This window comes from Bacteroides sp. f07, from assembly GCF_042854785.1.
Taxonomy (GTDB): Bacteria; Bacteroidota; Bacteroidia; order Bacteroidales; family Bacteroidaceae; genus Bacteroides.
On record NZ_BAABXI010000003.1, the window covers coordinates 1,099,961 to 1,124,700 of the forward strand.

General features: G+C 39.2%; 14 protein-coding genes. 4 read left to right on the top strand and 10 right to left on the bottom strand.

Features of this window, described 5'->3' with window-relative positions; genetic code table 11:
* The 9 genes from ACGHVY_RS23890 to nadA form a co-directional block, all read right to left on the bottom strand.
* Positions 1 to 4,023, bottom strand: a complete 4,023-nt coding sequence (locus ACGHVY_RS23890; RefSeq protein WP_390601994.1) for an ATP-binding protein — start codon at positions 4,021 to 4,023, stop codon at positions 1 to 3.
* A gap of 232 nt (positions 4,024 to 4,255) precedes the next feature.
* Entirely contained in the window at positions 4,256 to 5,638 is a 1,383-nt protein-coding gene (locus ACGHVY_RS23895; protein ID WP_390601995.1) for an alpha-L-fucosidase, read from the bottom strand.
* Positions 5,639 to 5,661: 23 nt separating this feature from the next.
* Positions 5,662 to 6,747, bottom strand: coding sequence for an alginate lyase family protein (locus ACGHVY_RS23900; RefSeq protein ID WP_390601996.1), 1,086 nt, complete (start codon positions 6,745 to 6,747; stop codon positions 5,662 to 5,664).
* 21 nt (positions 6,748 to 6,768) lie between these two features.
* Positions 6,769 to 7,449: a hypothetical protein gene (locus tag ACGHVY_RS23905; RefSeq protein WP_390601997.1), complete on the bottom strand. Its 681-nt coding sequence runs from the start codon at positions 7,447 to 7,449 to the stop codon at positions 6,769 to 6,771.
* Positions 7,450 to 7,629: 180 nt separating this feature from the next.
* A complete protein-coding gene (locus ACGHVY_RS23910; RefSeq protein WP_390601998.1) occupies positions 7,630 to 9,321 on the bottom strand; it encodes a RagB/SusD family nutrient uptake outer membrane protein in 1,692 nt (563 codons plus the stop codon).
* 14 nt (positions 9,322 to 9,335) lie between these two features.
* Positions 9,336 to 12,113 (bottom strand): SusC/RagA family TonB-linked outer membrane protein, encoded by a 2,778-nt coding sequence (locus ACGHVY_RS23915; RefSeq protein ID WP_390601999.1) that lies wholly within the window; start codon positions 12,111 to 12,113, stop codon positions 9,336 to 9,338.
* A 43-nt stretch (positions 12,114 to 12,156) separates the two neighbouring features.
* Positions 12,157 to 13,995: a RagB/SusD family nutrient uptake outer membrane protein gene (locus tag ACGHVY_RS23920; RefSeq protein ID WP_390602000.1), complete on the bottom strand. Its 1,839-nt coding sequence runs from the start codon at positions 13,993 to 13,995 to the stop codon at positions 12,157 to 12,159.
* Between the two features lie 19 nt (positions 13,996 to 14,014).
* The gene (locus ACGHVY_RS23925; protein WP_390602001.1) at positions 14,015 to 17,203 is read right to left on the bottom strand and encodes a SusC/RagA family TonB-linked outer membrane protein; all 3,189 of its coding nucleotides are present in this window, start codon (positions 17,201 to 17,203) and stop codon (positions 14,015 to 14,017) included.
* A gap of 640 nt (positions 17,204 to 17,843) precedes the next feature.
* Positions 17,844 to 18,782, bottom strand: a complete 939-nt coding sequence (gene nadA, locus ACGHVY_RS23930) for a quinolinate synthase NadA (RefSeq protein WP_308744054.1) — start codon at positions 18,780 to 18,782, stop codon at positions 17,844 to 17,846.
* A 501-nt stretch (positions 18,783 to 19,283) separates the two neighbouring features.
* On the opposite strand from nadA, the gene ACGHVY_RS23935 reads away from it, so the two are divergent.
* Positions 19,284 to 19,811, top strand: coding sequence for an RNA methyltransferase (locus tag ACGHVY_RS23935; RefSeq protein WP_308744053.1), 528 nt, complete (start codon positions 19,284 to 19,286; stop codon positions 19,809 to 19,811).
* Between the two features lie 355 nt (positions 19,812 to 20,166).
* On the opposite strand, the gene ACGHVY_RS23940 is transcribed toward ACGHVY_RS23935, so the two are convergent.
* Positions 20,167 to 20,745: a DUF4294 domain-containing protein gene (locus tag ACGHVY_RS23940; protein WP_390602002.1), complete on the bottom strand. Its 579-nt coding sequence runs from the start codon at positions 20,743 to 20,745 to the stop codon at positions 20,167 to 20,169.
* 144 nt (positions 20,746 to 20,889) lie between these two features.
* Between ACGHVY_RS23940 and ACGHVY_RS23945 the strand changes: the two genes are divergently transcribed.
* From ACGHVY_RS23945 to ACGHVY_RS23955, 3 genes are read left to right on the top strand one after another with little or no spacing between them, the layout of a single operon-like run.
* Complete coding sequence (locus ACGHVY_RS23945; RefSeq protein ID WP_390602003.1) at positions 20,890 to 22,938, top strand: helix-hairpin-helix domain-containing protein; 2,049 nt, start codon at positions 20,890 to 20,892, stop codon at positions 22,936 to 22,938.
* Between the two features lie 44 nt (positions 22,939 to 22,982).
* Positions 22,983 to 23,492: a sigma-70 family RNA polymerase sigma factor gene (locus ACGHVY_RS23950; RefSeq protein WP_390602004.1), complete on the top strand. Its 510-nt coding sequence runs from the start codon at positions 22,983 to 22,985 to the stop codon at positions 23,490 to 23,492.
* Positions 23,493 to 23,521: 29 nt separating this feature from the next.
* Positions 23,522 to 24,697: a FecR family protein gene (locus ACGHVY_RS23955; RefSeq protein ID WP_390602005.1), complete on the top strand. Its 1,176-nt coding sequence runs from the start codon at positions 23,522 to 23,524 to the stop codon at positions 24,695 to 24,697.
* The last annotated feature ends 43 nt before the right edge of the window (positions 24,698 to 24,740 follow it).

The window sequence follows — 24,740 nt, forward strand, 5'->3', positions numbered from 1 at the left end:
TCAGTCAGTCTGTCTCTTTTCCTTCCGATAGTTTTGAGGAGTGCATCCGAACTGGCTTTTAAAGCACCGGCTGAAATATACAGGCGCATTGAATCCACTACGATCACTAACCTCTGCAATGGGAAGATTAGGATATTGCTTCAATAAGGTGGCTGCATGTTTCAAGCGGTAATTTAACAAGAAGTTATTAGGTGTCATGCCGGTCAAGGCTTTGAATTTAGTATAAAGCAATGACCTGCCGACACCTACTTCCTTACAAAGAGCAGGAATATCAAATTCTGTATCATCAATATGCTGTTCAATCACCTGTGAAGCCCGTTTCAGCAGGTCTTTATCCAAAGGATTAATACTAGCCAAATCAATTTCGGACATCGGTTTTTTATCAAATTGGTGCTGCACCAGCAGTCGGCTGCGTATCAGATTATTGGCACGTGCCAGTAGCAACTGTGCATGAAAAGGTTTCGTGATATAATCATCGGCACCACGGCTGAGTCCTTCAATGTTCTGCTCAGTAGAGTTAAGTGCAGTCAACAGAATCACAGGTATGTGACATAAATCTATATTATTCTTAATTTGCAGACACATTTCTGTTCCCGTCATTTCGGGCATCATAACATCACTGATTACTAAATCAGGTGAGCTCTCATAAACCTGACTTAACCCCTCTTTTCCGTCATGAGCACAGATAATCTTATAGAAAGGTTCGAAAAGCTCTTTCAGAATCTGAAGTAATTCATCATTATCTTCCACAAGAAGCACTGTATGAGTCTTATTCTCCGTATCTTTAGTCTCAACAAGTTCTATAGCCGGATTCCCATCATCCACAAATACAGGCATTGAGTCGGGTATGACATCACTTTCAGAGTCCTGAGTATAGAATTGTACATTCTTATCGTTCAGGAATACATCCTTCCGACGAGGCAGTTGCACTGTAAACGTACTACCTTCACCAACAATACTTTTCACCGTTATCTCTCCATGATGTTTTTCCACAATTGTTCTGGTCAATGCCAATCCGATACCGGTTCCACTAAACAGACTTCCTTTCTTTTCCTGATTGTTACCCTGGAAGAATCGTGCGAATATTTTATCTTTATCTTGTTCGGAAATACCGATACCGGTATCCGTAATATTAATTTTTATATCACTGTTCGTTATCTCCCCCGACAGAATGATACTTCCCTTGTCAGAAGTATATTTGAAAGCATTGGACAAAAGGTTGAAAAACACTTTTTCCATTAATTGCGGCTCAAACCAACATAAGACAGGCAGTTCCGGTAATTTAAATTCATAATTTATATTCCTTTGCTGGGCATAGTCGACAAAGGAAAGATAGATTTCTTTCAGAAATACAATTATATCCTGTTGCTGTATTTGTATCGTTCCGTAGTTCTGTTCCAGTTTCCTAAATTCAAGTAACTCGGAAATCAACTTATTCATTTGCTGCGCATTCTTCCTTATCTTCGTTATCTGATTGTATATGGAAGGATTCAGTGAATATTTTTGTAATAGTATATCAATATGACTGATAATCAAAGTTAAAGGAGTTCGGAACTCATGACTTACATTCGTAAAGAAAACCAGTTTTTCCTGATTAAGCTGCTTTATCTGTTGCTTCTCAAAACGTTCCTTTTCCAATGAAAGAGCTAATGTGCGTTTTGCTATCTTACTGTATACATAATAGAAAACACATGCCATGAAAACCGTCACATAGATTATCCATGCCCACCATGTATTATACCACGGAGAAGCAATGACAAGCTGCATCGTTATTTCTTTCAAACTCTGCCCACTCTTTTCATTTACTGAAGCTACGTGTAACGTATATTTTCCCGGATTCAGATTGGTGTAGTACAGTTCTGTTTGTTTGGTTTTAACCCAATTATTGTCTAAACCTTCAAGCTTATATTGAAACCATTTCTCCGAAAGCTGTTGCCCGTAATCAGACAAAGCAAAATGAATAATCAGATTATTCTGATCGTAATTAAGTTTGAGTTCGCGAGTATACGGAAGCGACTGAGATAATATACCTGTATCATCTCCCGGTATAATTGTCCTATTATCAACCCAAAGTTCCGAAAAATAAAAATTAGAATTTTCATTAACAGCACCGGTTTTATTAAACTCATTTTCAGAGAATACAGTTACTCCTTTCGTATCTCCCACATAAACATTCCCCCCTCCGGATACCAAAATTCCACATCCGTTGATAATATGAGTTGAAGGGAAATTACTCATCAAATCAATCGTTGTAAAAGTACCCTCAGAAGGAACAAAACAGGTAATTCCTTTATCACTGGTAAACAAAACCTTCCCATCCTGAGTCTGGCAAAGATTATAGCAGAAATCACCTGGCAACTGATTATTCCGAGAGGTATAATGAGCCATGTTACGCGTCTGCCGGTCATAAAAGAAAAGTCCCATTCCCAGTGTACCGATATAGACACCGCCGGAAGTAGCAAGCACACGGGTAGGAGTTGCTTTGCTATCACCCTCCGCCAATGAAATATGGATTATAGACTCAGGATGTTCAACATGGGTACACAAAACATTTTTCCACCCCACTATATACAGATTACCTTCCGCATCAATATCAAAGTGTTCATAAAATGCGAAAGGAATATTGATCTTATAGAACTTCTGTGTCTGAGTATCCAACCTGAAAAAACCATTATGGGCAGATATATATATCTGATCTTTCCACTTTTTTACATGAAAAACAATTTCATCAGGCATATCGGAAGAGTGAGCCTCTTCTTTCCAATAATTATAAAAACGACTTGTATTGAGGTCATAACGTGACAATCCACCCAAATAGGTCCCTATATACAGACAATTCTTTTCCTCATCATAACAAATACTTTTCACATTATTATGAGGAATGGAGTTTTTTCCACCGGCCGTAAACTGCTGAAGGGTATTCCATTTCTTATCTACGCAAGTGATACCACCTCCATCTGTACTAAGCCATAAATGCTCATTCTTGTCAATAACAATTTCTCCGATATAAGAATAATATGAATTTATGTTTCTCCCATAGTCATAATGCACAAAAGTGTCATGTTGAGGACTGAAATAATTAACTCCTCCATAGTAACTACCCACCCAAATAGTTCCGGCAACATCTTTATATAATGCAAAGATAGAGGGATGATTCAGCCCGCCCACATATTGAGGGATTTGAATAAGAGAATACTGCCTGTTGCTAATACTGTACCGGTGAAGTCCGTCAAAAGTACCGAACCATATATTTCCTTCGTTATCTTCTACAAAATCACGAATCTGCTCGCTACTGATACCTTCCGAAGTTCCCGGCAAATAAGGGATCTTCAACAGTTGCTGTTTGTCATTCATCCGATATAATCCATGCATACGGGTACCAATCCATAGATCTTTTTGAGAACTTTCAAATATGCGATAAATTTCCACCCCTTCCAGTAGTTGTTTCTGCTGATATGAACGGCGGTCAATCAGATAGACTCCGTTATATGTTCCGATACCAATCTCATCATCCATTATGGTGAGGCAACAAATACGCGAAGTGATATTTGTTTTCAATACAAAGGTTGGTTCCTCATCTGCTTTCAGATAAAATAAAGAATCGTGTTGCATATACCACACCTGTCCTTCGGAAGAAGCAAGCGCAGTGATAATACCCTCGGTCGTAAGCCGGGTGAATCTCTCTGTCTGTATATCATATTTGATTAAATTCTTATCAATCAAGAAATATAAATTATCCAAACTATCACCAACGATAAACGAGACCTCATTCCCCAACCAGACAGGAGGTTCTTCGCCAACAGATGTTATCCAACCTTTAAATACTCTCACACGGTTTCCATCATATTGACTTATTCCTTCTTTCGTACCAAACCACATTCTGCCTAACCTATCCTGATAAATCGCCATTACAGAAGGCTGTGTAAGCCCTTCCGACAAACCTATATGTTTGAAATATTCAGCATATAATGGCGAAATAAAGAAAAAAGAAACAAACAACAGTAATAAATGCCGTAACTTCATATTATTTTTTATTTGATGTTGTTCTGTTAATTACAGATTAATCGCTTAAATATACCAACAATCCGCAATATTCGCAAAAATACTAGATATAAACAACATTTTTATAGGCGAATTAGTCTATCATTCCGCCTTTACGATTATTATTAAGACCCTCTCCAGTTATATCAGATATAATAAAAAAGGTTGCAAATTTTATGGAAATTCACAACCTTTATTCTAAATTTCATAAGTATCAGAAATATTCTACTTTTAACACATAAACAGGAAAAACATCTTTAGTGGAACGATGTATATTACTGATTTTCAATCCGTCACCATCCAATTTCCAGTCTACATTCTTATGATTATCCAGTAATGTAACTTTTCTGATTTTATCAACCTCCGGAGAAAAAGAATGTAATGTACAAGAAGACTTAGCAACATGACGCATGATAATATACACACTTTTGCCTCTCATGGTGAAACGAACATCAGGTACAATATCCTTAGGAGTCCCATCATATACTGCATCATGAAAAGGTTTCTGTTCAGAATCTTCTATTTTATTTTCTGTAAAATCTTCTCCAAAGACACGCCAGGGAGTTGTTCCATAAATAGCCTCACCATTATTTTCCAACCATTTATGAAAAGTTTTTAATATTATATCTGTTTGCTCCGGAAAACATCCGGCCTGGTCCGGTCCTACATTCAACAATAAATTTCCACCCTTACTGACAATATCTACAAAATTTCTAATTAACACATCCGGTTTTTTATAGACAGTATCATAACGATTGTATCCCCAATTCTTACCCATCGTCAGACAAGCTTCCCAAGGTTTGTTATTTATACCGTTAGAAAGTTTCTGTTCAACAATTGAATAATCCCCCAATCCATTTCCAATACGACTGTTGATCAAACATCCCGGCTGCAACGAATGAATCAGTTCACGTAATTCCTCACTCTGCTGTCTGGTAACCAACTCAGGCGTATCAAACCAGACAACCGCTATTTCACCATAATTAGTAAGCAATTCCTTTAATTGTGGCTTTACTTTACGCTCAATATAAGCCGGTAACTGTTTGCTGTCTTCATCCGGATAGTCCCAAGTATTACTGCGACCTGCTTTTACAGGCCAGTTAGTAGGAACATCCGGATCTTCCCAATCACGTCCCAATGAATAATAAAGCCCCAATTTGATTCCCTCTTTTTTACAAGCCTCCGCTAGTTCTTTTAAAGGGTCTTTGGCAAAAGGAGTACATTTCACTATGTTATAATCACTACAAGCTGAATTATACATGGCAAATCCATCATGATGTTTAGTTGTATACACCAGATATTTCATCCCTGCATGCTTGGCAGCCTGCACCCATTTCTTCGCATCAAATTTTACCGGATTAAAATCTTTGGCTATTACTGCATATTCTTTTAATGGAATGCGCTCATAAAACATAAAGTGTTCACCACCTTCAGTTGGATGGCCTTTCCATTCACCTGCTGTCTGAGAATATAATCCCCAATGTATAAACAAACCGAACTTCGCATCTTTGAACCAGTGCAGATTATCTCCGGTAGCAGCCATAGAATAATTGACCATAATCGTCAAAAGAACAATTACTATAAAAATTCTTTTCATACAAAACTTATTTTATACAACTATCAATACCAACGCAAAGAACTTAATCCCAATTTTAAAGAAACATCCGGATTACGTTTATAATGATCTAATACCTCTTTAAGTTCCTTATCTATTTCGTACAATTCATCGATCACATACAAAGTTCCCGAAGGATTGTAAGCCTTATTGTAATCCGAACGTTTCTTATCCGGTTCATATTCCGTTCCAACAAATTCAAGGTGAGTATATTTCTTGGGATCCAACAGAAAAGGTTTCCAGAAAACCACACTATTCCGGATAGAAGCTCCCCAATGTACATCCTTCTCATAAAAGGCTCCGGCAGCTTCGTAACCTTCATACATAGCTTTCAGATGACAAATACGTGCAAAAAACAGCAAATCATAAGCATGATAAGCAAAAGCGTCACGCCCAAGCAAATCCGTTGTCGTTCCGTTAGGGAACAGATTACCTTTCACCCAGCTATCATACGAAGAACGGAACTTATCAACTATTGCTTCATCTTCCAATACCGTGCCGAACAGATAGAACTGATACAACAAACAGGTACCCCAGTTATTGACTCTCAAGTCATTATCTTTAATAAACACTTCTGCCCTCTTACGTATCCAGGTATCAATCAGTTCCCGGTCGGACTGGTCAATCACTTTACGAATCAATGAATAGCCTTCCACAGCAATATTATACGCTTCTTCATGAATATTTCTTTTCGACAAGGCAACATTGATTTCAGACCATGCTTTCAGATATTCGACCGCTTTATTCAGATATGTCTTATCTTGAGTAAAAGTATACGCCAGACATAACTGATGGATGGATTTCATTTCGTTACTGATGTCTACGTTACTCGGATTTTCGTCTATAGATTTAACCGGGGTCGTCTTCCGGTCACTCTCCACAATCTTTTTAGCCGGAGTTTCTATCTGTTTGACATACCAGTTCATTGGAAAAGCTGTATTATCAGCCTTTTCCAATACGGTTTTCACTTTATCATAGCTTTCACGTGTAAGCACGGCATTCGGAAACATTTTATCCACGTCCGAAGTTTGCGCCTTCACACATGATATACCCAATAATAACATACCTAGTAGAAACCATTTATCTTTCATCTTTTTACTCTCCTTCTGTTGTTATAAAATCTCAATATCATCGATGTAACATTTATACTTATTCCCTTCAGCTAAAGTGACTCCGGAACCATAGGTAGGTAGAATAACCATACCTGCTATACCATTCTTCAACTGTGTAGCAGCAGCACTGTATTCACTCTTACTGAATGTAAACGTATACGTCTTCCAGGCACCTTCTTCTTTGAAATCGACCAACGAATTGGTTAATAAAATTCCCTCTTCCTGTTCGTAATCATTCACCGAATTAAATCTTCCTATCAGTTTCACGCCTAATTGTTGGAAGACAGCTTTAGAAGTTCCTTTCCAGGTTTCTTTTCCTACCACATTGACGGGTTGGTAAATCCGAAAGCGGATTCCTCTTAACCCATCAATACCTGCCACTTCGGAAAAACGGAATTTCAAACCATAGTTCCTGGCTTCCATCGAAGTATATTCCAATACCTTAGAAGATGTATTCTCTTCATCTTTAACCGGATTATCTACCACTATGTGAGAATATGCCCAGCGTGGATAATAATCGTCAATCTTACTGCTACCCGAGTTGCCATACCGGAAAAAATAGGGAGTAGTATCATACGTTTCAAAGTCAGCAAATAAGGTTCCTTTATCAGGAAGAGGTTCTTCTTTACCATTTTCTCCCCCTATGGAGTCGTCGGTAGGTTCATCGCTCGAACAAGCCATACAAAGGCCGCATAATACAATAAAAAACACAATATACCTACATCTCATCATCTACTTTATATCTTAATTAATACCTGAATTTCTTACTTTAAACAGAATGGGGGTATGTCAAAATAGGTTGCTGATAGTATCTTTTTGACATCCCCCCATCGTTACAGGATTGCTTGACTCATTCCAAGTTTACCACCCCGTATTCTGTACTAACTTATGGTTTTTGAAAAGCTCAGTGTTCGCAATCGGATAGAAATACATCTTATCCTGAATGGTGTAAGTGGCAAGCTTTTCTTTAGTATATTGAATCGTTCCGTCAGCTTGCTTGATTACTTTCACTTTATAAATATTCTGCATATCATCTAATTCCTTCCAACGGCGGAGATCCCAGAAACGTTGCCCCTCAAATGCAAATTCCACACGACGTTCATTTTTCAATCGCTTCAAGAAATCATCTTTGCTCATCCCGGCAAGATAAGCCGGCATCTGCACATCTCCACGATTACGCACCAGGTTGACGGCATCGCGTGCACTCAGGCTATAGGAGCCTGTATAGTCGGGATCGCCATAAGCATTTACCATTGCTTCTGCATAATTCAGCAGGATTTCCGCATAGCGGAATAAAATCCAGTTATGCTGCTGACTGGTAGTAGTTTCACCCGGTTCAAACGTGACACTGCTATTCACATATTTTCTCAGGTAATATCCGGTAGTCGTAGCATTTTTAATGGGCTGACCATTCTTACCTCCTTCAAACACCTCTACCGGGGTCGTTTTAGGCCATGCCATACCATTATATACTACAGTCATTCCCAGACGCGGGTCACGATTCGCATACGGGTCTTTAGCCATTTCTGCATTGTTCCAGTCAAAAGCCGTACCATCTTTCATTTCATAAGCGCTTACCAAGTTTTCTGTCGGACAAGTGGTAGTAGAGCCTTTAGTAACTCCCATCGGGAAGTTTGCAGACTCAAAACTTGTACTTGCTCCCGTGGGACGACACATGATGACTTCTTTACTTTGGTTATTGGTAGCACCGTACAAATTAGAATATTTCGGGTCCAGACTATATCCTAAAGTACCGGCCTCGCTGATAAGATCGTATGCTGCCTGAGCGGCATTTTTCCATTTCTGCGTATCATCGGCAGAATACAAAGGGCTGGCAAGATACAGAGATGCACGAGACTTCAATGCAAGAGCCATACCTTTGGTAGCACGTTGCAAGTTACCTTCTCCACCAGGCATATTGTTATAATTAACAGGCAATTTGTCGTTAGCCAAATCAGTACACTCACTGATAATGAAGTTCAGGATAGTAACTGCATCCGAAGGGTCTGCTTCGTTGGCTTCTTCCTGTGTCAGTGTCTTAGTTATCAGAGGTATGTTCTGATAACGTTTCACCAGTTCAAAGTAATAGAATGCACGCAGGAAGCGAACTTCATGCTCATAATTCAGATAACTTTTATAATCATCGGCAAAACCATCAGAATATTTCCATTCGTCAAACGTCAGTCCGACACAGTTTTCGAGATAGAAGTTAGCATCATGAATAGCATTGTAGTAAGTACCAAATACGTCATTAACTGTATAATTGGCCGACCACGTTCCATTGACAAACCGTTGAATAGCAGATGATTCGTAAACATGGATAGCATCATCCGTAGCGGCATCTTGCATAGCTCCCGATGTATTGCAGAAGTCATGCGGCAAATAACTATATACCTGTGTAGCCAGTTGTTTCACACGGTCTATGTTATTCAGAATTTGTTGCTTTGAATAGTAATCTGTTTCACTGCAATCCATAAAATCACAAGCTGTGTACAGAGGAGTGGATGCAACCGCAAGCAACAAGGCAATATGTTTGATTTTAAAATACTTCATGTTCATTTTACTTTTTAGAATGATAAGTTAACACCAAAAGTATACTGAGTCATGGTCGGATGGTTCGTTCCGATGTTTTCAGGATCCAATACTTTAATCTTATCTACACAGAAAAGGTCATGACCGCGTGCAAAAACTTTGGCACCTTTGATGAATTTGCTCTTCTTCATCATTTCCTGTGAGAAATTGTAATAAACTTCCAGTGTGCGCAATTTCATATAAGACGCATCAGCCACCCATAAGGAGTTAGTCGTATAGTTATTGGCAGAACCTTCTGAAGTCAGACGCGGGTATTTGGCGTCCGGAGTATCCGGAGTCCAGCGATTGTTATAATATTCGGTGGAAATAGTGCTGTTACCAATCAAAGGCCAATACACACTTGAAGTGTTCAGAAGACGGCTTTGGTTTCCCGTTCCCTGAAACAAGGCGTAGATACCAAAACCTTTATATTCCAGATTCAAGTCGAATGAGTAATAGATTTCCGGCATAGCACTATAGCCCAAAGCCACCTGGTCATACGCATCGATAACTCCGTCATTATTCTGGTCTTTATATTTCAAATCACCCGGACGAACATCAGACAAATTCTGTTTAACACCACGGTCTTCAATTTCTTCCAGATTCTGGTAAATGCCTTCCACTTCATAACCGAAGAATTGTCCCAAACGTTTGCCTGTACGTTTCAAATAGTCATAAGGACGATATTCCTCGTTCTGATTGATAATCTTGTTACGGTTGAAAGTCAGCATACCGCCAATTTGATAGTTAAAATCACCGATTTTATCTGCCCAGCGTACGCTTGTTTCTACTCCATAACTATTCACAACCCCATTATTGATGTTAGGGGCTGTTAAGCCAAATATAGAAGACACAGCATTATCCCCGCTTACTAAAATATCTGTGCGATGATCGTAAAAACCGTCGATAGTAACAGACAATTTGTTGAAAACCATAAAGTCAAATCCTACATTCAATTTGTGGGACTTCTCGTAAGTCATGTCGGTGATACCCAGTTGAGTAATTTTCATACCACTGATGCTCGCCGGATTTTTTCCGAAGTAATAGCTTCCTCCTGTACCGTACACATCAAGATAAAGATCAGTGCCGTAATCAGCGCGTCCGGCGATACCGTAGGAAGCACGAAGTTTCAACAGATTCAACCAGTCACTTTTCAAGGCTGCTTCTTCCGACATAATCCATGCGGCACCTACCGACGGAAAGATTCCCCATCTATGTCCCGGTTCCAAAATGCTGGCGGCTGAACCGGATAAAGATGCGTCCAGTACATAACGATGGTCATATACATAATGGGCCTGTGCCACTACATCCATAAATGCCTTCGAGTTGTTCTGACCCTTGGCATTTGTTTTATCCATATTGTATTGCAGAGTTGCAACCAGACTATGCTTATTCCAGTCCTTGGCATAGTTGGCATAGGCCCCGAAATTGAAATGATTGACCGAAGATCCGACACTCTTACTGAATGAAAGAGTACCTTCATTACGTAAAGTATTATAAGTAGTTTCTCCGGTTTCCCAATTCATCGTTGCTTGTTCATATCCGAAGTTCATGGTATTGTTGTCCCAATAAGAAGCACTGTTGTCCAAACCTACCTGAAAGCCTACTGATAATCCTTTCACAAGAGCACTCAAATCTTGATTCAATTTCATATCAGCATACATATTACGGGTTTGAGAGCGAGCATAGCCTCTACCGGAAATACTTGCAATCGGATTGTTGGAATATACAGTTGTACCACCCCATACATTGTGAGACGTTTTTATAGGAAATGCTCCAGAAGGAACTTGATACAATGCACTGAAAATGTTCGATGTCGTTTCTCCCGGACGGTTATGTTCGGAGAAATTTCCAAACAGGTTCAGTTGTACGGTAGTTGTAGGGCTGACAGTGATATCCAGATTGGTACGGATATTCAATTTTGAATATTTGAACTGAGTGGAATAACCATCATTATCGCTTGTCGGTTCCAATATGCCATTGTCGTTCAGATAATTCAACTGAGTAAAATAACGCACAAACTCTCCACCGCCTCTTGCAGAGAAGGTTACATTGTTTCCATAGCTATGATCGCGTAATGCTTCGTCCCACCAGTCTACATTCGGATATACATCCGGATTACTTTGAGTTCTGAAAGCTTCCAACTCTTTAGCCGAATAACGTGCCGACAATCCATCGTTGGTCAATCCCTCATTCAAAGCTTTGGCATAAGTATATCCGTCAACTAATTCCGGCAGGCGTTGTGGTGTAGCCATATTGAATTGATAAGAGAAATTAATCTCCGGCTTCCCTATCTTTCCACGTTTCGTTTTCACCAGGATAACACCATTGGCACCTTTCATCCCGTAGAGAGCAGTAGAAGCTGCATCTTTAAGAACAGTGACAGACTCTATTTCATCAGCACTTATCTGATCAAGTGAACGTTCAAAACCATCTACCAATACTAATGGAGTAGTAGAACTGCTGGTTCCATATCCGCGTACTCTCAACGTTGCAGCGTCATCCCAAGCATTGCCGGCATTTTGCAGTACTTGCAATCCGGGAATCAAGCCATAAAGCATATTAGAGTTATTGATACTCTTCTTGTGCGAAAGTTCTTCCTCACTTGCTACCGCAGTTGCCGTAGTCGATTCTTTCAGATTGAAAGAAATGCCGCGTCCATACTCTATAGCCACTTTACTTTTGCGCGTAAACAAACTGTCTTGCTCCTGGGCCACGATAGCTACCGGCGAGCACAACATACACGCTACTAATAACTTGATACTTTTTCTCATGAGTATATTGTTATTTCTATTTTCTGTTAATATCATTAATTAATTATTCCCAACCCGGATTCTGTACAAGACCATATCCTTTATTTATTTCTTTAGAAGGGAATGCACTCAGACACCATCTAGGCTCAAAACCACCATTCCACCACACACGAGTGTATTTTGTCAGTTCAAACGGAACAAGTTTATATTCACCTGTATCTTTGTGTTTATACACGTGCAAACCATGCAACTTCTTCTCAAAGACATCATAAAGTTTCCAACGAATCAAGTCAAAGAAACGAACTTCCTCATAACCAAATTCACACGCACGTTCACGCAAGAGGGCTTCCCGGAATTCCAGTTGTCCCAATCCTTTTTTAAGTCCTGGCAAATTTACACGGGCACGCACTTTATCAACAGCATCATATGCTTGTGTATTCGGAGCACCGTAGTATTCGTTCAATGCTTCTGCATAGCTGAGATAAATTTCAGGTAAACGTAAGAATGGCCATTGAATAGGACGATTCTGCCAAGATGAATTACGATCTAATCCCCATTTACGACATGCCAGTCCTGTTGCCAAACTCAATTCATGCATTTGTCCGGCTTTCCAATCTTGTCCTTGCGGATAATCTTCTCCATCAGGTTCTGTCAAGCCAGCTTTGCGTCCGTTAAAGTCATCTCCGTCAAGAATAAACGTTTCATATAAACGTGGATCACGATTGAGGAACGGATTCTTTGCATGCTCCGGGTTATTCCAATCGAAATCAGTACCATCCGCCATTTGGAACATATCAAAATATTCTTTTGTAGGGCAATAACCTCCCCAACGGATAGAATTACTCATTATAGAGTTCTTGGATGGACTTAATATTCCTCTTCTCACAGAAATCAGCGTTTCCGTAGTTCCACGGTCAAAGTATCCACTTGTAAATGCCTGACGTTCAGAAGATGTACCATTATCACCGGCTTCAACCAGCTTATAATATCCGTTAGAATTGAGAGCAGTAAAGAATTGTTCGCAAGCATCAATAGCGAGTTTCCAACGTTCTTTATCATAATTACCGAACCAAGTCATTAATTGTTCGGAAGCTTCCCCATTATAATAAGGTTCTGTATTGTTGAACAACGGACTGGCCACGAATAAAAGTACCCGTGCTTTCAACGCCATAGCACCAGCTTTACACATACGTCCGTCCCAATTATCCATATCCGCATCAGAAACTCTCCAAGGAAAATCCGGATTGTTAATGGCATCATTCAATAATCCTACAATGAAATTTACCGTTTCTTGCAATGTAGAACGTCCGGGAAGATTGGTATCTTCAGGATCAATGGCATGGTCTACAACCGGCAAACCACCATAGTGACGTAACATATGAGAATAGTAGACAGCAATAATCATTTTAGCTTCAGCTTTCAGACGCGATTTCTCTACAGCGTCCATATCCGGTACACGGTCTACGTTTTCGCAAAATAACCAGGCATGACGGATAGCCCCCCACATTCCACTTTCATTATTATTGAAACGGATTTTCGTCGCCATATACGTACCTCTGGGCGTATCTTCTATAGAAGCATTATAGTTACCACTGTAATATACCTTCATTACACCCGAATATCCTACATTATCGTAGTTCAAATCTGTCAAACCCTCCAAAGTTCCGAGCCACATCTGTGTCCAGTAACCGGAAGTTTCTATTCCATAAGGAAGTGACTGATAACTCTTCCATAAGATACGGCGCGCATATTCTGCCGAAGAAAATATGGTATCGATGGTGACATCTGAACTTGGCGGCTTCTGCAGAAATTTGTCACCGAATGCCAAATCCTCACATGAAACAGTTGTAAACAGAGACCCCATCAAAAGGATAGTATATAATAGTTTTCTTAATGATCTCATGATTTTATTAATTAATTGATTAAAAACCTACTTTCAATCCCACATTCACCACTTTAATCAATGGATAAGCTGTTCCACTCGGATCACTTTCAGGATCGGACACCTTGAAACTATCAAAAGTTAACAAGTTGTATCCGGACATGAAAATACGGAGTGAACCGATATGTGCTTTCTTCAACAAAGAACTTGGGAATGAATATCCTACTTCAATATTCTTCAGACGTACATAAGAGGCATCTCTTAACCAAAGATCCGAATCCTGATAATTGTGGGATTTGCTCTTGAAAGAAAGTGCCGGTGCTTTGGCCGAGTTCCCTTTTTCCGGAGTCCAGGCATCCTCAATCATATACTTCATAACGGCTGAATTGTTACTTTCTCCGAAAGGAACACGGTACATTGAACTCAATAAGCGTGAAGTTTTGAAAGCTCCGGCCCATGTCATGCTAAAATCAAATCCTTTCCATGAAAAGCCCATATTCATACCCGCCGTATACAAAGGATATTTCGGATAACCGATATCACGGACATCTTTCTCATCGATTTGCCCGTCCCCGTTCAAATCCTTATATTTCACATCACCCGCAAGAGGGATATAACCCGAACCTTGGTTGGCAATACCGCCTTCTTTACCTTTCAAGTTTTCATAGTTGGCCGCTTCTTCTTCCGTAAAATATCCGTCAAACACATAACCAAACTGTTGGCCTACCGGTTTACCTTCTGTTTGCATCCATTCATAAGGATAACGGATTTCATCAATGAATACAATTTTATTTTTAGCATATGAAAGATTAGCTCCAATATAATAACGTACTTCATTGATACGATCATCCCATTTCACATTGATTTCGTAACCTTTATTATCTACTTTACCGATATTGGCAATTGGAAGACTGACAGCCAGATATTCGGGAGATACCGTACGAGACTTTAAGATGTTTTTACGATGTTCGATAAAGTAATCGAAATTAACACTCAAATGATCTTTAAAGAATTTGGCATCAATACCATAGTTTTGCTTCTCTGATGTTTCCCATGTTACTTTTGGATTACCTTTCTTAGATTCCGTAGCTCCCGCAATAAGAGTTGATGTATTGGTTCCGAAACTATAACTTCCAGAACTAATTAAATATTTATCAGGTAAATACAAGAAACGGGAATAATCACTTACACGGTCATTACCCACGATACCGTAAGACCCTCGGAATTTTAAATAAGTAATGAATTTCTTAACCGGTCGGAAGAACTTTTCCTCCGAAACAATCCAACCGATAGAACCGGCAGGGAATAAACCGAAACGTTGTCCTTCTGCAAAGTTTTCGGAACCATTGTAACCGACACTTGCATCCAGCAAATATTTGGTCTTATAGTCATAAGTGGCACGACCTACCAAACCAACATAACTTCTCGGAATACCTATGAATTCACTGGGACTATTTCCTTCAAAAGGATAATAAGTCATGGATTGATTATACATAGCCAACGCTGAAACATGATGGTTGCCAAAATCACGCTTGTAATTGACAGCAGCTTCCAAATACCAGTTTCTTGATTGACTTGTATTTTCGGTGTACCCAAGTTTTTGATAGTCTTGTGTCTTCTTATAAATTAATTCACCACTATTATCGTAAATGGCTTCATACTTATTGGCACGTCCTTCACGACGTTTGGTGATAGTAACTCCACTGTTATAAGCACCTTTTACATGAGCTTGTAACCCTTTAGTCAGGAAGTCGAGTTTTTGCTCTAATTTGAAATCAAAGTTCAAAGTATTCTGGGTGCGATTGTTGTATCCCTTACCATAATATACATTTAAACCATCTGCATAATTACCCACTGAAAAGAGGTCCTGATCGGAAACTACCCATTTCCCATCTATAACTCCGGCACCTGCAAACGGAACGGCTGTATAAACATCACGGAACAAGTATTTAAGATCTGTATACGTACCATTATTATAGTTAGGCTCTTGCTTGTCATTCAGATAACCTCCCAAGTTAACTTGCATAGAGGTTGTTTTAGTGACATCAATATCCATATTAATACGATAATTATAACGGTTGTATTTAAAACCTTTATCATTACCGTTTTCTTCGAAAGTATTAAATAAGCCGTTTTGAGTAAATACACCTAATGAGGCAAAATATTTCACTCTCTCAGAACCTCCTGATATATTAAAGTTATGTTGTGTCTGTAAAGCTGAATTCTTTATCAGCATATCTGTCCAACTGGTACTTGGATATACTAGCGGATCGCTATTTGTACGGAACTTCTCAACAATATCCGAAGAGAATGCTAGCTGATCCACAGATACGCCATCATGCAGTTGTGCGTTATTGTAAGCCGTAGCATATTCATAACTATTTGCAAATTCAGGTACACGTGACGGCATCTGCCATGCAAAAGTAGTAGAGAAATTTACTTTTGCCTTTCCTTGCGTACCGCGCTTAGTGGTAACCAGAATAACACCATTGGCACCACGTACACCAAATACTGCTGTAGCAGAAGCATCTTTCAAGACAGTGATACTTTCTACCTCGTTCGGGTCTAACTGGAAGAAGGAACGTTCCACACCATCGACTAACATCAACGGTTGTGACAAATCAGCACTTAACGAACCGACACCACGTACATATAACGTAGCATCATCGGCACCCGGCTGCCCACTGGACTGTACACTGGCAAGACCTGTAACCTTACCGGTCAGTGCATTAGCCATACTGGCAACCGGTGATTTCAGCAGTTCTTCATTATTAATAGAAGAAAGGGCACCTGTTACGGTTACTTTTTTCTGAGAACCGTACGCAATTACCTGTACTTCCTGAAGTTCCTGAACATTCTCATTTAGTTGGATTTTCAAATTTCTTTCTCCTTTATAATGGATTTCTTTGTTTTGATATCCAATATAAGAAACTGTAATAGTAGCCCCTACTGGAACTTTCAACTTAAAATTACCGTCTATATCGGTAATAACTCCGGTACTAGTACCTTTCACAGCAACAGTTGCTCCAATAACAGGCCCTGAACTATCAGTAACCGTACCTGAAACTTCAATGACTTTTTGCTGTTGTGCTAATTCTCCGCTCATAGAAATAGAATGCAAATTAGATCCTACTCCTAATGAAAAAGCTGTCTGTCCTACGGACAATGTTACAGCCAACAGCCATATCCTACAAGGGATCTTCATAGAACTGACTCTCTTTTTTTTCATACGTTCTCAATTTTAATGGTTAATAAAGTGTGCGTGTTAAATAATAAAAAGACAAGTAATATCTCTTCTCAACCTGAAGGGAATTGATTGACATCTGATTATTTTTCATATATATAAGATTTATAAATATTTTATACATGCAAATTTAAGAACTACATAAACATTTAAATATAAAAATCTTCCTTAATAACTGCACAAATTGTATGTGGACAAATTATACATACTGTTAAGCAATTTGTTATCTATCACTAAATTAATGATTTACGCCTCTTAATATTAAGAAATAGTAATAACTACAAGAAAGAGTTCTTTATTTACCTCTCTTCTTATATATTAACCTATTCAAATTTATTGTCCCGCAACACATTACTATCCACTAAAAACATGAACAGGTTATTGGGTTCACTAAAACCGCATCGTTCTTTGTCATTATTGAAATTAGTTTTATTAAGAAGAGTACGATTTTATCAGTTAACGATATACTCAAGATTTGAAGAAAAGTTCAATCTGCCATCTGTTTTTATAAAGTTCTGCAATTTATAGCGGAAATAAATCCATAGCATTGGTAGTTGTAACCACATCAAAAAGGCTGTTCCAAAGATTTTTGAAACAGCCTTGCTCATTATATATTCTCTAAAGTTTATAGCCCCAATTCCGCCGAAATCTCCAACATCCGCTGAATCGGCTTCACTGCCTTCTTTGCCACTTCCGGATCGACCGTAATCTCCGGTGACTCATTCTTCAGACACTCATACAGCTTCTCCAGCGTATTCAACCGCATGAAGCTACACTCGTTACATCCACACGTACTATCGTTCGGTGGAGCCGGGATAAACGTTGTCTGCGGACACTTCTTCTGCATCTCATGCAAGATACCCGATTCGGTAGCCACAATATACGTATTTTCAGGATGGTTCACTGCATACTTCAACAGAGCTGCTGTAGAACCTACTACGTCAGCCAGTTTCAACACCGTACTCTTGCATTCGGGATGTGCCAGCACCAACGCTTCCGGATGCTGCGCTTTCAGTTCCACAATCTTTTCAACAGAGAACTGTTCATGCACATGGCAGGCTCCATCCCAAAGTAACATATTCCTGTTCGTAACTGAGTTGATATAATTACCCAGATTCCTATCCGGCCCAAAGATTATTTTCTCATCTTTAGGGAAGCTTTCCACAATCTGCTTCGCATTAGTGGAAGTCACCACCACATCTGTCACAGCTTTCACCGCAGCCGTCGTATTGACGTACGAAATAACGGTGTGTCCCGGATGCTCTTTGACAAACTGCGCAAACTTATCCGCCGGACAACTGTCCGCCAACGAACAGCCTGCTTCCATGTCGGGAACCAGCACCTTCTTTCCCGGACAAAGCACCTTCGCCGTCTCACCCATAAAATGAACGCCGCACATCACAATAATATCCGCTTCCGTTTTCGCCGCCCATTGAGCCAATGCCAAACTATCGCCAACGTAATCAGCGATGTCCTGTATCTCACCCTTCTGGTAGTAGTGCCCCAGAATGATTGCATTCTTTTCTTTCTTCAGCTCGTTAATAGCCTTTATGAGTTCATTCATAATAATACTCTTATTTCTTTCCTTTTAAAAAAAATCCTTTGTTAGTGATGATAGCCTGTTAATAATGTTAGCAAATAAATACAATTTTTCTTGCTGAATAAGTTATTAGTCCATGCTTCTGCTTTATGAGTCAGTTATGAACTGATGTAAAGAAGAAACTATCCTATTCTATTCGCTTCATTATCAATGAAAGCACCGTCAAATGCCGTCAAATGGAAGTTTGCTATTAACTCCCTGTTGATAAAGTGCAAAGTTAAAAACTTTATGGATATAAACGGGTAGATAAGTGCTGAAAAATATGTTTATGTCTGTGTAGAAAGTTTAGGGTTACTTTTTTGGATTGTTCATAAGGAAGGGCTCTTATACCTTCTTTTGAATAATGCAAGAATTATTTTTCAAAATCTTTGCCGATAGTTTTGACAGGTTTTAAACCGTTATCAACACCTCTGTTAACAGAAAAGGATTACCTTTGCACACTGAATGTAATTAAGAGTAAAACGTATGCGTAAACTGAAAATAACAGAGCTGAACCGTATCAGCGCCGAAGAGTTCAAACAGGCTGATAAACTGCCCTTGGTGGTAGTGCTGGACGATATTCGTAGTTTGCATAACATAGGTTCCGTGTTCCGTACTTCGGATGCATTCCGCATTGAATGTATCTATCTGTGTGGTATAACGGCCACTCCTCCACACCCTGAAATGCATAAGACTGCACTGGGTGCCGAGTTCACTGTTGACTGGAAGTATGTTAATAACGCTGTTGATGCTGTTGATAACCTCAAAAATGAAGGGTATATCGTTTATTCCGTAGAACAGGCAGAAGGAAGCATCATGTTGGATGAGCTTCAACTGGATAAGAGTAAGAAGTATGCTATCGTAATGGGAAACGAAGTGAAAGGGGTGCAACAGGAGGTTATTGACCATTCGGACGGCTGCATAGAGATTCCCCAATATGGTACCAAGCACTCTTTGAATGTTTCCGTAACTACCGGAATTGTGATTTGGGATTTGTTCAAAAAGCTGCGCTGACAGCATAAACAGGATTGGTTAATAAGTGGTTTATAACTGGTGGATAATATAGTTAATTCGCTTATAATCAATATATATGTAATTGTTCATAAGTATAGAATTCAAGTTATATAATTATACTCGTTGTAGGATATATAGATGCTGTTTACAGCGCATATATATTCTGTATATTGGGGATATATGCGCTGCGTGTTGGACATATAGTTCCTGCAAGTAGCATATATAGCTCCTGTATATTGCTTATATATGACCTGTAAATGCAGAACAAGTGTTGGTAAATTCAAGATAAGGAAGGGTGCGGTAACTTTACTAACTTCGGTTAGTAAGATTGGTTAATAAGTATCAGGTGTGTTGTTCAGATTTGTCCGTTCTCTACCAACAGTACGACACGTTCCGTTAGTTTATCTTCACCTTCCGGGTCATATTCTTTTTTCAGGCTGGCACCGAACAGCGCAGCGAATGTCTGATAGAATCCGGCTTTGAAAGGTCCCATAAATGCTTTCACCAGTTCATAACTGGTAGAATTACTTTGGCGGTCTATTAATTTAATCAACAGTTTCCCCTGTGCAAAAGAGAGTTTTTTCATTCGGGGGGTATATTGTTCTTTCAGACCTTTTTCCACCCGTTTGATATGCTTTTGACGAGCCTTTTCATTAGGTAGAGTTTGCAGATACTCATAAGTTTCAATAATAGCCTGGTTGATTTCTTTTGATATGGGATATACCTTTTTTACATTCCGTACCAATCGGTAGTATTCCTGGCGTTCCTTTTCGTTCTTGAACTTTAGCGGGCGGAAGATATACACAGTTCTTAACTGGATACATGGAATCGTATCTCCATTATAGATACACATCGGAACCAAGTATCCATTGATGCTTTGCTTTTCCTGAGCCTGTACGCGCATTGTACAGCAAACAATAGCAAACAGCATCATTATTACTATGTTAAGCCTTCTTTTCACGATACAAAAATAGGATTAAAATTTTATTATTCAGTCTTTTCACAAAGATGTTAACCTATTTAAAGTATCTTTGCCGCTTTGTACATAAAATGCAAGAAGATAATATACTTTTTATTGATGAAAACTGCTCAACTTATCCGGTTGATAAGTATTATAAACAGCCTGTTCATAATTCCTGCTTGTAGTGCTCAAAACCCTTCAGAGAGTCTTTTAGAAGATGTTCTTGAAGATTTATCTGTTAATAATGATATTAATAACTCAGTTAATACCTTGAATTGGGAAAATGAACTGGAAGAACTTTCCACTCGTCTGCAGGAGCCGGTTAATCTGAATGCCGCTACCCGTGAACAACTCGAACAATTTCCTTTTTTGAGTGATATTCAGATTGAACACCTGTTAGCTTATATCTACATTCACGGACAGATGCAAACCATTTATGAACTCCAGTTAATAGAAGATATGGATAGGCAGACTATCCAGTATTTACTGCCTTTTGTCTGTATAAAAGCTATTAACAATGAATCTGCTTTTCGGTGGAAAACTATGTTGAAAAGCGCAGGAAAGTATGGCAGGAATGAAGTGCTAACTCGCATGGATATACCGTTTTATAAGCGGAAAGGTTATGAACATACCTATCTGGGGCCTGCTGTTTATAACTCTGTAAAGTATAGTTTTCGATATAGTGACCGACTCTATGCAGGAGTCGTTGTCGAGAAAGATGGCGGAGAGCCTTTTGGAGCTTTACACGATCGTTATGGCTACGATTATTATTCCTTTTATTTGCTATTGAAAAACTGTGGACGGTTAAAAGCATTAGCTGTTGGTAACTATCGGCTCAGTTTTGGTCAGGGACTGGTGGTTAGTACGGATTATCTGATGGGAAAGACAATTTATGCTTCTTCTTTCAACAATCGCAGCAGTGGGATAAAGAAACACTCTTCTACGGATGAATACAATTATTTTCGGGGAGTGGCTGCCACTGTTGCTTTATCCAGGCATTGGGATGTGTCGGGCTTTTATTCACATCGTTCTTTGGACGGTGTGGTAACGGATGGAGAAATAACATCTGTCTATAAAACCGGACTACATCGAAGCCAAAAAGAAGCGGATAAAAAGCACCTGTTCACCTTGCAATTGACAGGTGGAAATATAAGTTATCAACAGAACCGTATAAAGCTGGGTATCACCGGCATTTACTATGTTTTCAACCGACCTTATGAACCGGAATTAACAGGTTATTCCAAATATAATCTTCATGGAAATAATTTCTATAATCTGGGAGTGGACTACGCTTATCGCTGGCATCGTTTTTCTTTTCAGGGAGAGACGGCAGTGGGAAAACAAGGTTGGGCTTCTTTGAACCGTCTGCAATATTCACCGGTTCAGGATGTTCATCTTATGTTGATACATCGGTTCTATTCTTATAACTATTGGGCAATGTTCGCCCATTCCTTTGGAGAGGGAAGTACAATCCAGAATGAACAGGGATATTATTTAGGATTGGAAACCTCTCCTTTTGCTTATTGGAAATTCTTCGCTTCATTCGACTTATTTTCTTTTCCGTGGAAAAGATACCGAATCAATAAATCTTCCCGTGGGATGGACGGACTGGTTCAAGCAACTTTTACTCCTCGCGCTAATCTCTCAATGGAGTTGAAATATCGTTATAAACAAAAAGAGCGTGACCTGACAGGAAGTAAAGGAACGCTAACGCTTCCTATTTTTCATCACCAATTTCGTTATCGCTTGAACTATTCTTTTAAAGATGTGTTTAGCAGTCGTACAACTTTGGATTATAATCATTTTCATTCTCAGGACAGAGCTGCTGACATAGGATATCAGGTTACACAAATGATATCCTCCCAACTGCCTTGGGCCAGGCTGTTTGCTGACGTTCAAGGCAGTTACTTTTCTACAGACAGTTATGATTCGCGTGTATATGCATCCGAAAAAGGATTGCTTTATACATTCTATACTCCGTCATTCCAAGGCAGTGGATTCCGGTGCAGTGTCCGTTTGAGATATGAACTGAATAAACACTGGTTGTTCATAACCAAGTTCGGCGAAACTATCTACTTGGACCGGAATGAGATAGGTTCCGGCAACGATTTAATCCGTGGAAATAAAAAAGCAGATATACAAATGCAACTGCGTATCAAGTTTTAATGTATATTTGTCTGCCGAAAAATAACAGAAGAATACGATATTAAATGGATGACAGGGTTACTTTTGACAAAATGTTTAATGAATGGTATGCGCAATTTGTATATTTTGCATACTATTTCATTAATGATGCTGAAGTGTGCAAAGATATCGTAAGTGATGCTTTTGAATATTTGTGGCGTAATTATGAAAAAATAGAAGAAGCTACGGCGAAAACTTATCTTTATACAATCATTCGTACACGTTGTATTGATTACCTTCGCAAGCAAAATATCCATGAAGAATATGTAGAATTTACTTCGCAATTGACCCATAGATTAATGGAATCTGATTCGCAACAACCGGATGCCCGTGTTTTGCTTATTCGTAAAGCAATGCAAAAGTTGACTCCTTATAATTATCATATTTTGGAAGCATGTTATATTCATAATAAGAAGTACAAGGAAGTGGCCGAAGAATTGAATGTAAGTGTTGCGGCTATCCATAAGAATATAGTGAAAGCCTTGCGTATTCTTCGCGAAGAATTAGGCCAAAAGGGTAACCGGAATGAATTTTAAATCGTATACATTATATCAAATGAATAATTATGGATGATAAAGATATAAATATAAATAATTCGGAAAAAAAAGTCCTTGAAATAATGGAGAATCTCCCCGAGATTACTTCCGAACAATTGCAGGCATTGAAGGAAGATGAGGAATCTTTGCAGGTCAGTTGCGATATTGCAGAAGCCGTGATGGAGATGCAGATGAAACAAAACAGACTTTCTATTGACCCGCGGCAGGCATTGGCAGATTTTCATCGAAAGCATTTGCCGGAACAAAAACAGAACAGAAGCACTCGTATGCTATGGAGCAGTCTTGTAGGTGTAGCGGCCGCAGTTGCTGTTATACTTGTATTGCGTATGATGTTCTTTTCACCGGCACCGGAAATAAAGAGTATTAAAGTTTTCAAGGCCGACCACATAGCACAGCAAGTCACTTTACAGGTTGCCGATGAAGAAAAAGTAAAGCCCTTGAAAGAAGCACTGAAATCACTCCCCGCTTCTGCTGTGAAGTTATTACCGCAACAGATGGTTTATAGTACTATCCAGACTGAGAGTAAGAAAGTAGGAAACCAAAAAGTACAGTTGCATAGACTGAGTATACCCAGGGGAGAAACCTTTAAAGTCATTCTTTCCGATGGCACTGAAGTATTTTTAAATTCCGACACCCGCCTGTCCTATCCCACAGTATTCAAAGGAAAAGAAAGAGTCGTTTCACTGGAAGGAGAAGCCTACTTTAATGTGACCAAAGATACCCGACATCCTTTTATCGTAAAAAGCGGAAACGTGCAGGTGCGGGTGCTGGGTACGGAATTTAATATGTGCAGCTACTCTCCCGATGATGTGCGTGTCACTCTGATTGAAGGAAAGGTAGCTGTCAGCGATACTTGTGGTTTGCAAACCGTAGAAATGGAACCGGGACAAAGTGCACGGCTTGTTTCAGACGGAACGTTTGCCGTAGATGAAGTGGATACGGAATTGTTCTTGTATTGGAAAGAAGGCTTTTTCTATTTTGACGATGTGACATTGGCAGAGATGATGAAAGAAATAGGCAGGTGGTATAATATAGACGTTGAGTTTCGGAATACCGAGATAATGAACCTTCGTATGCATTTTCTGGCAAAGCGCCAACAAGATATAGCTGATTTGATTGAACTGATAAATAGAATGGAAAGAATCCATGCTCATTTGGAAGATGAGAGTTTGATTATCGAGTAAAAAACAGTTATTCAGCAAGAAATAAATCCGGCTTAAAAAATAT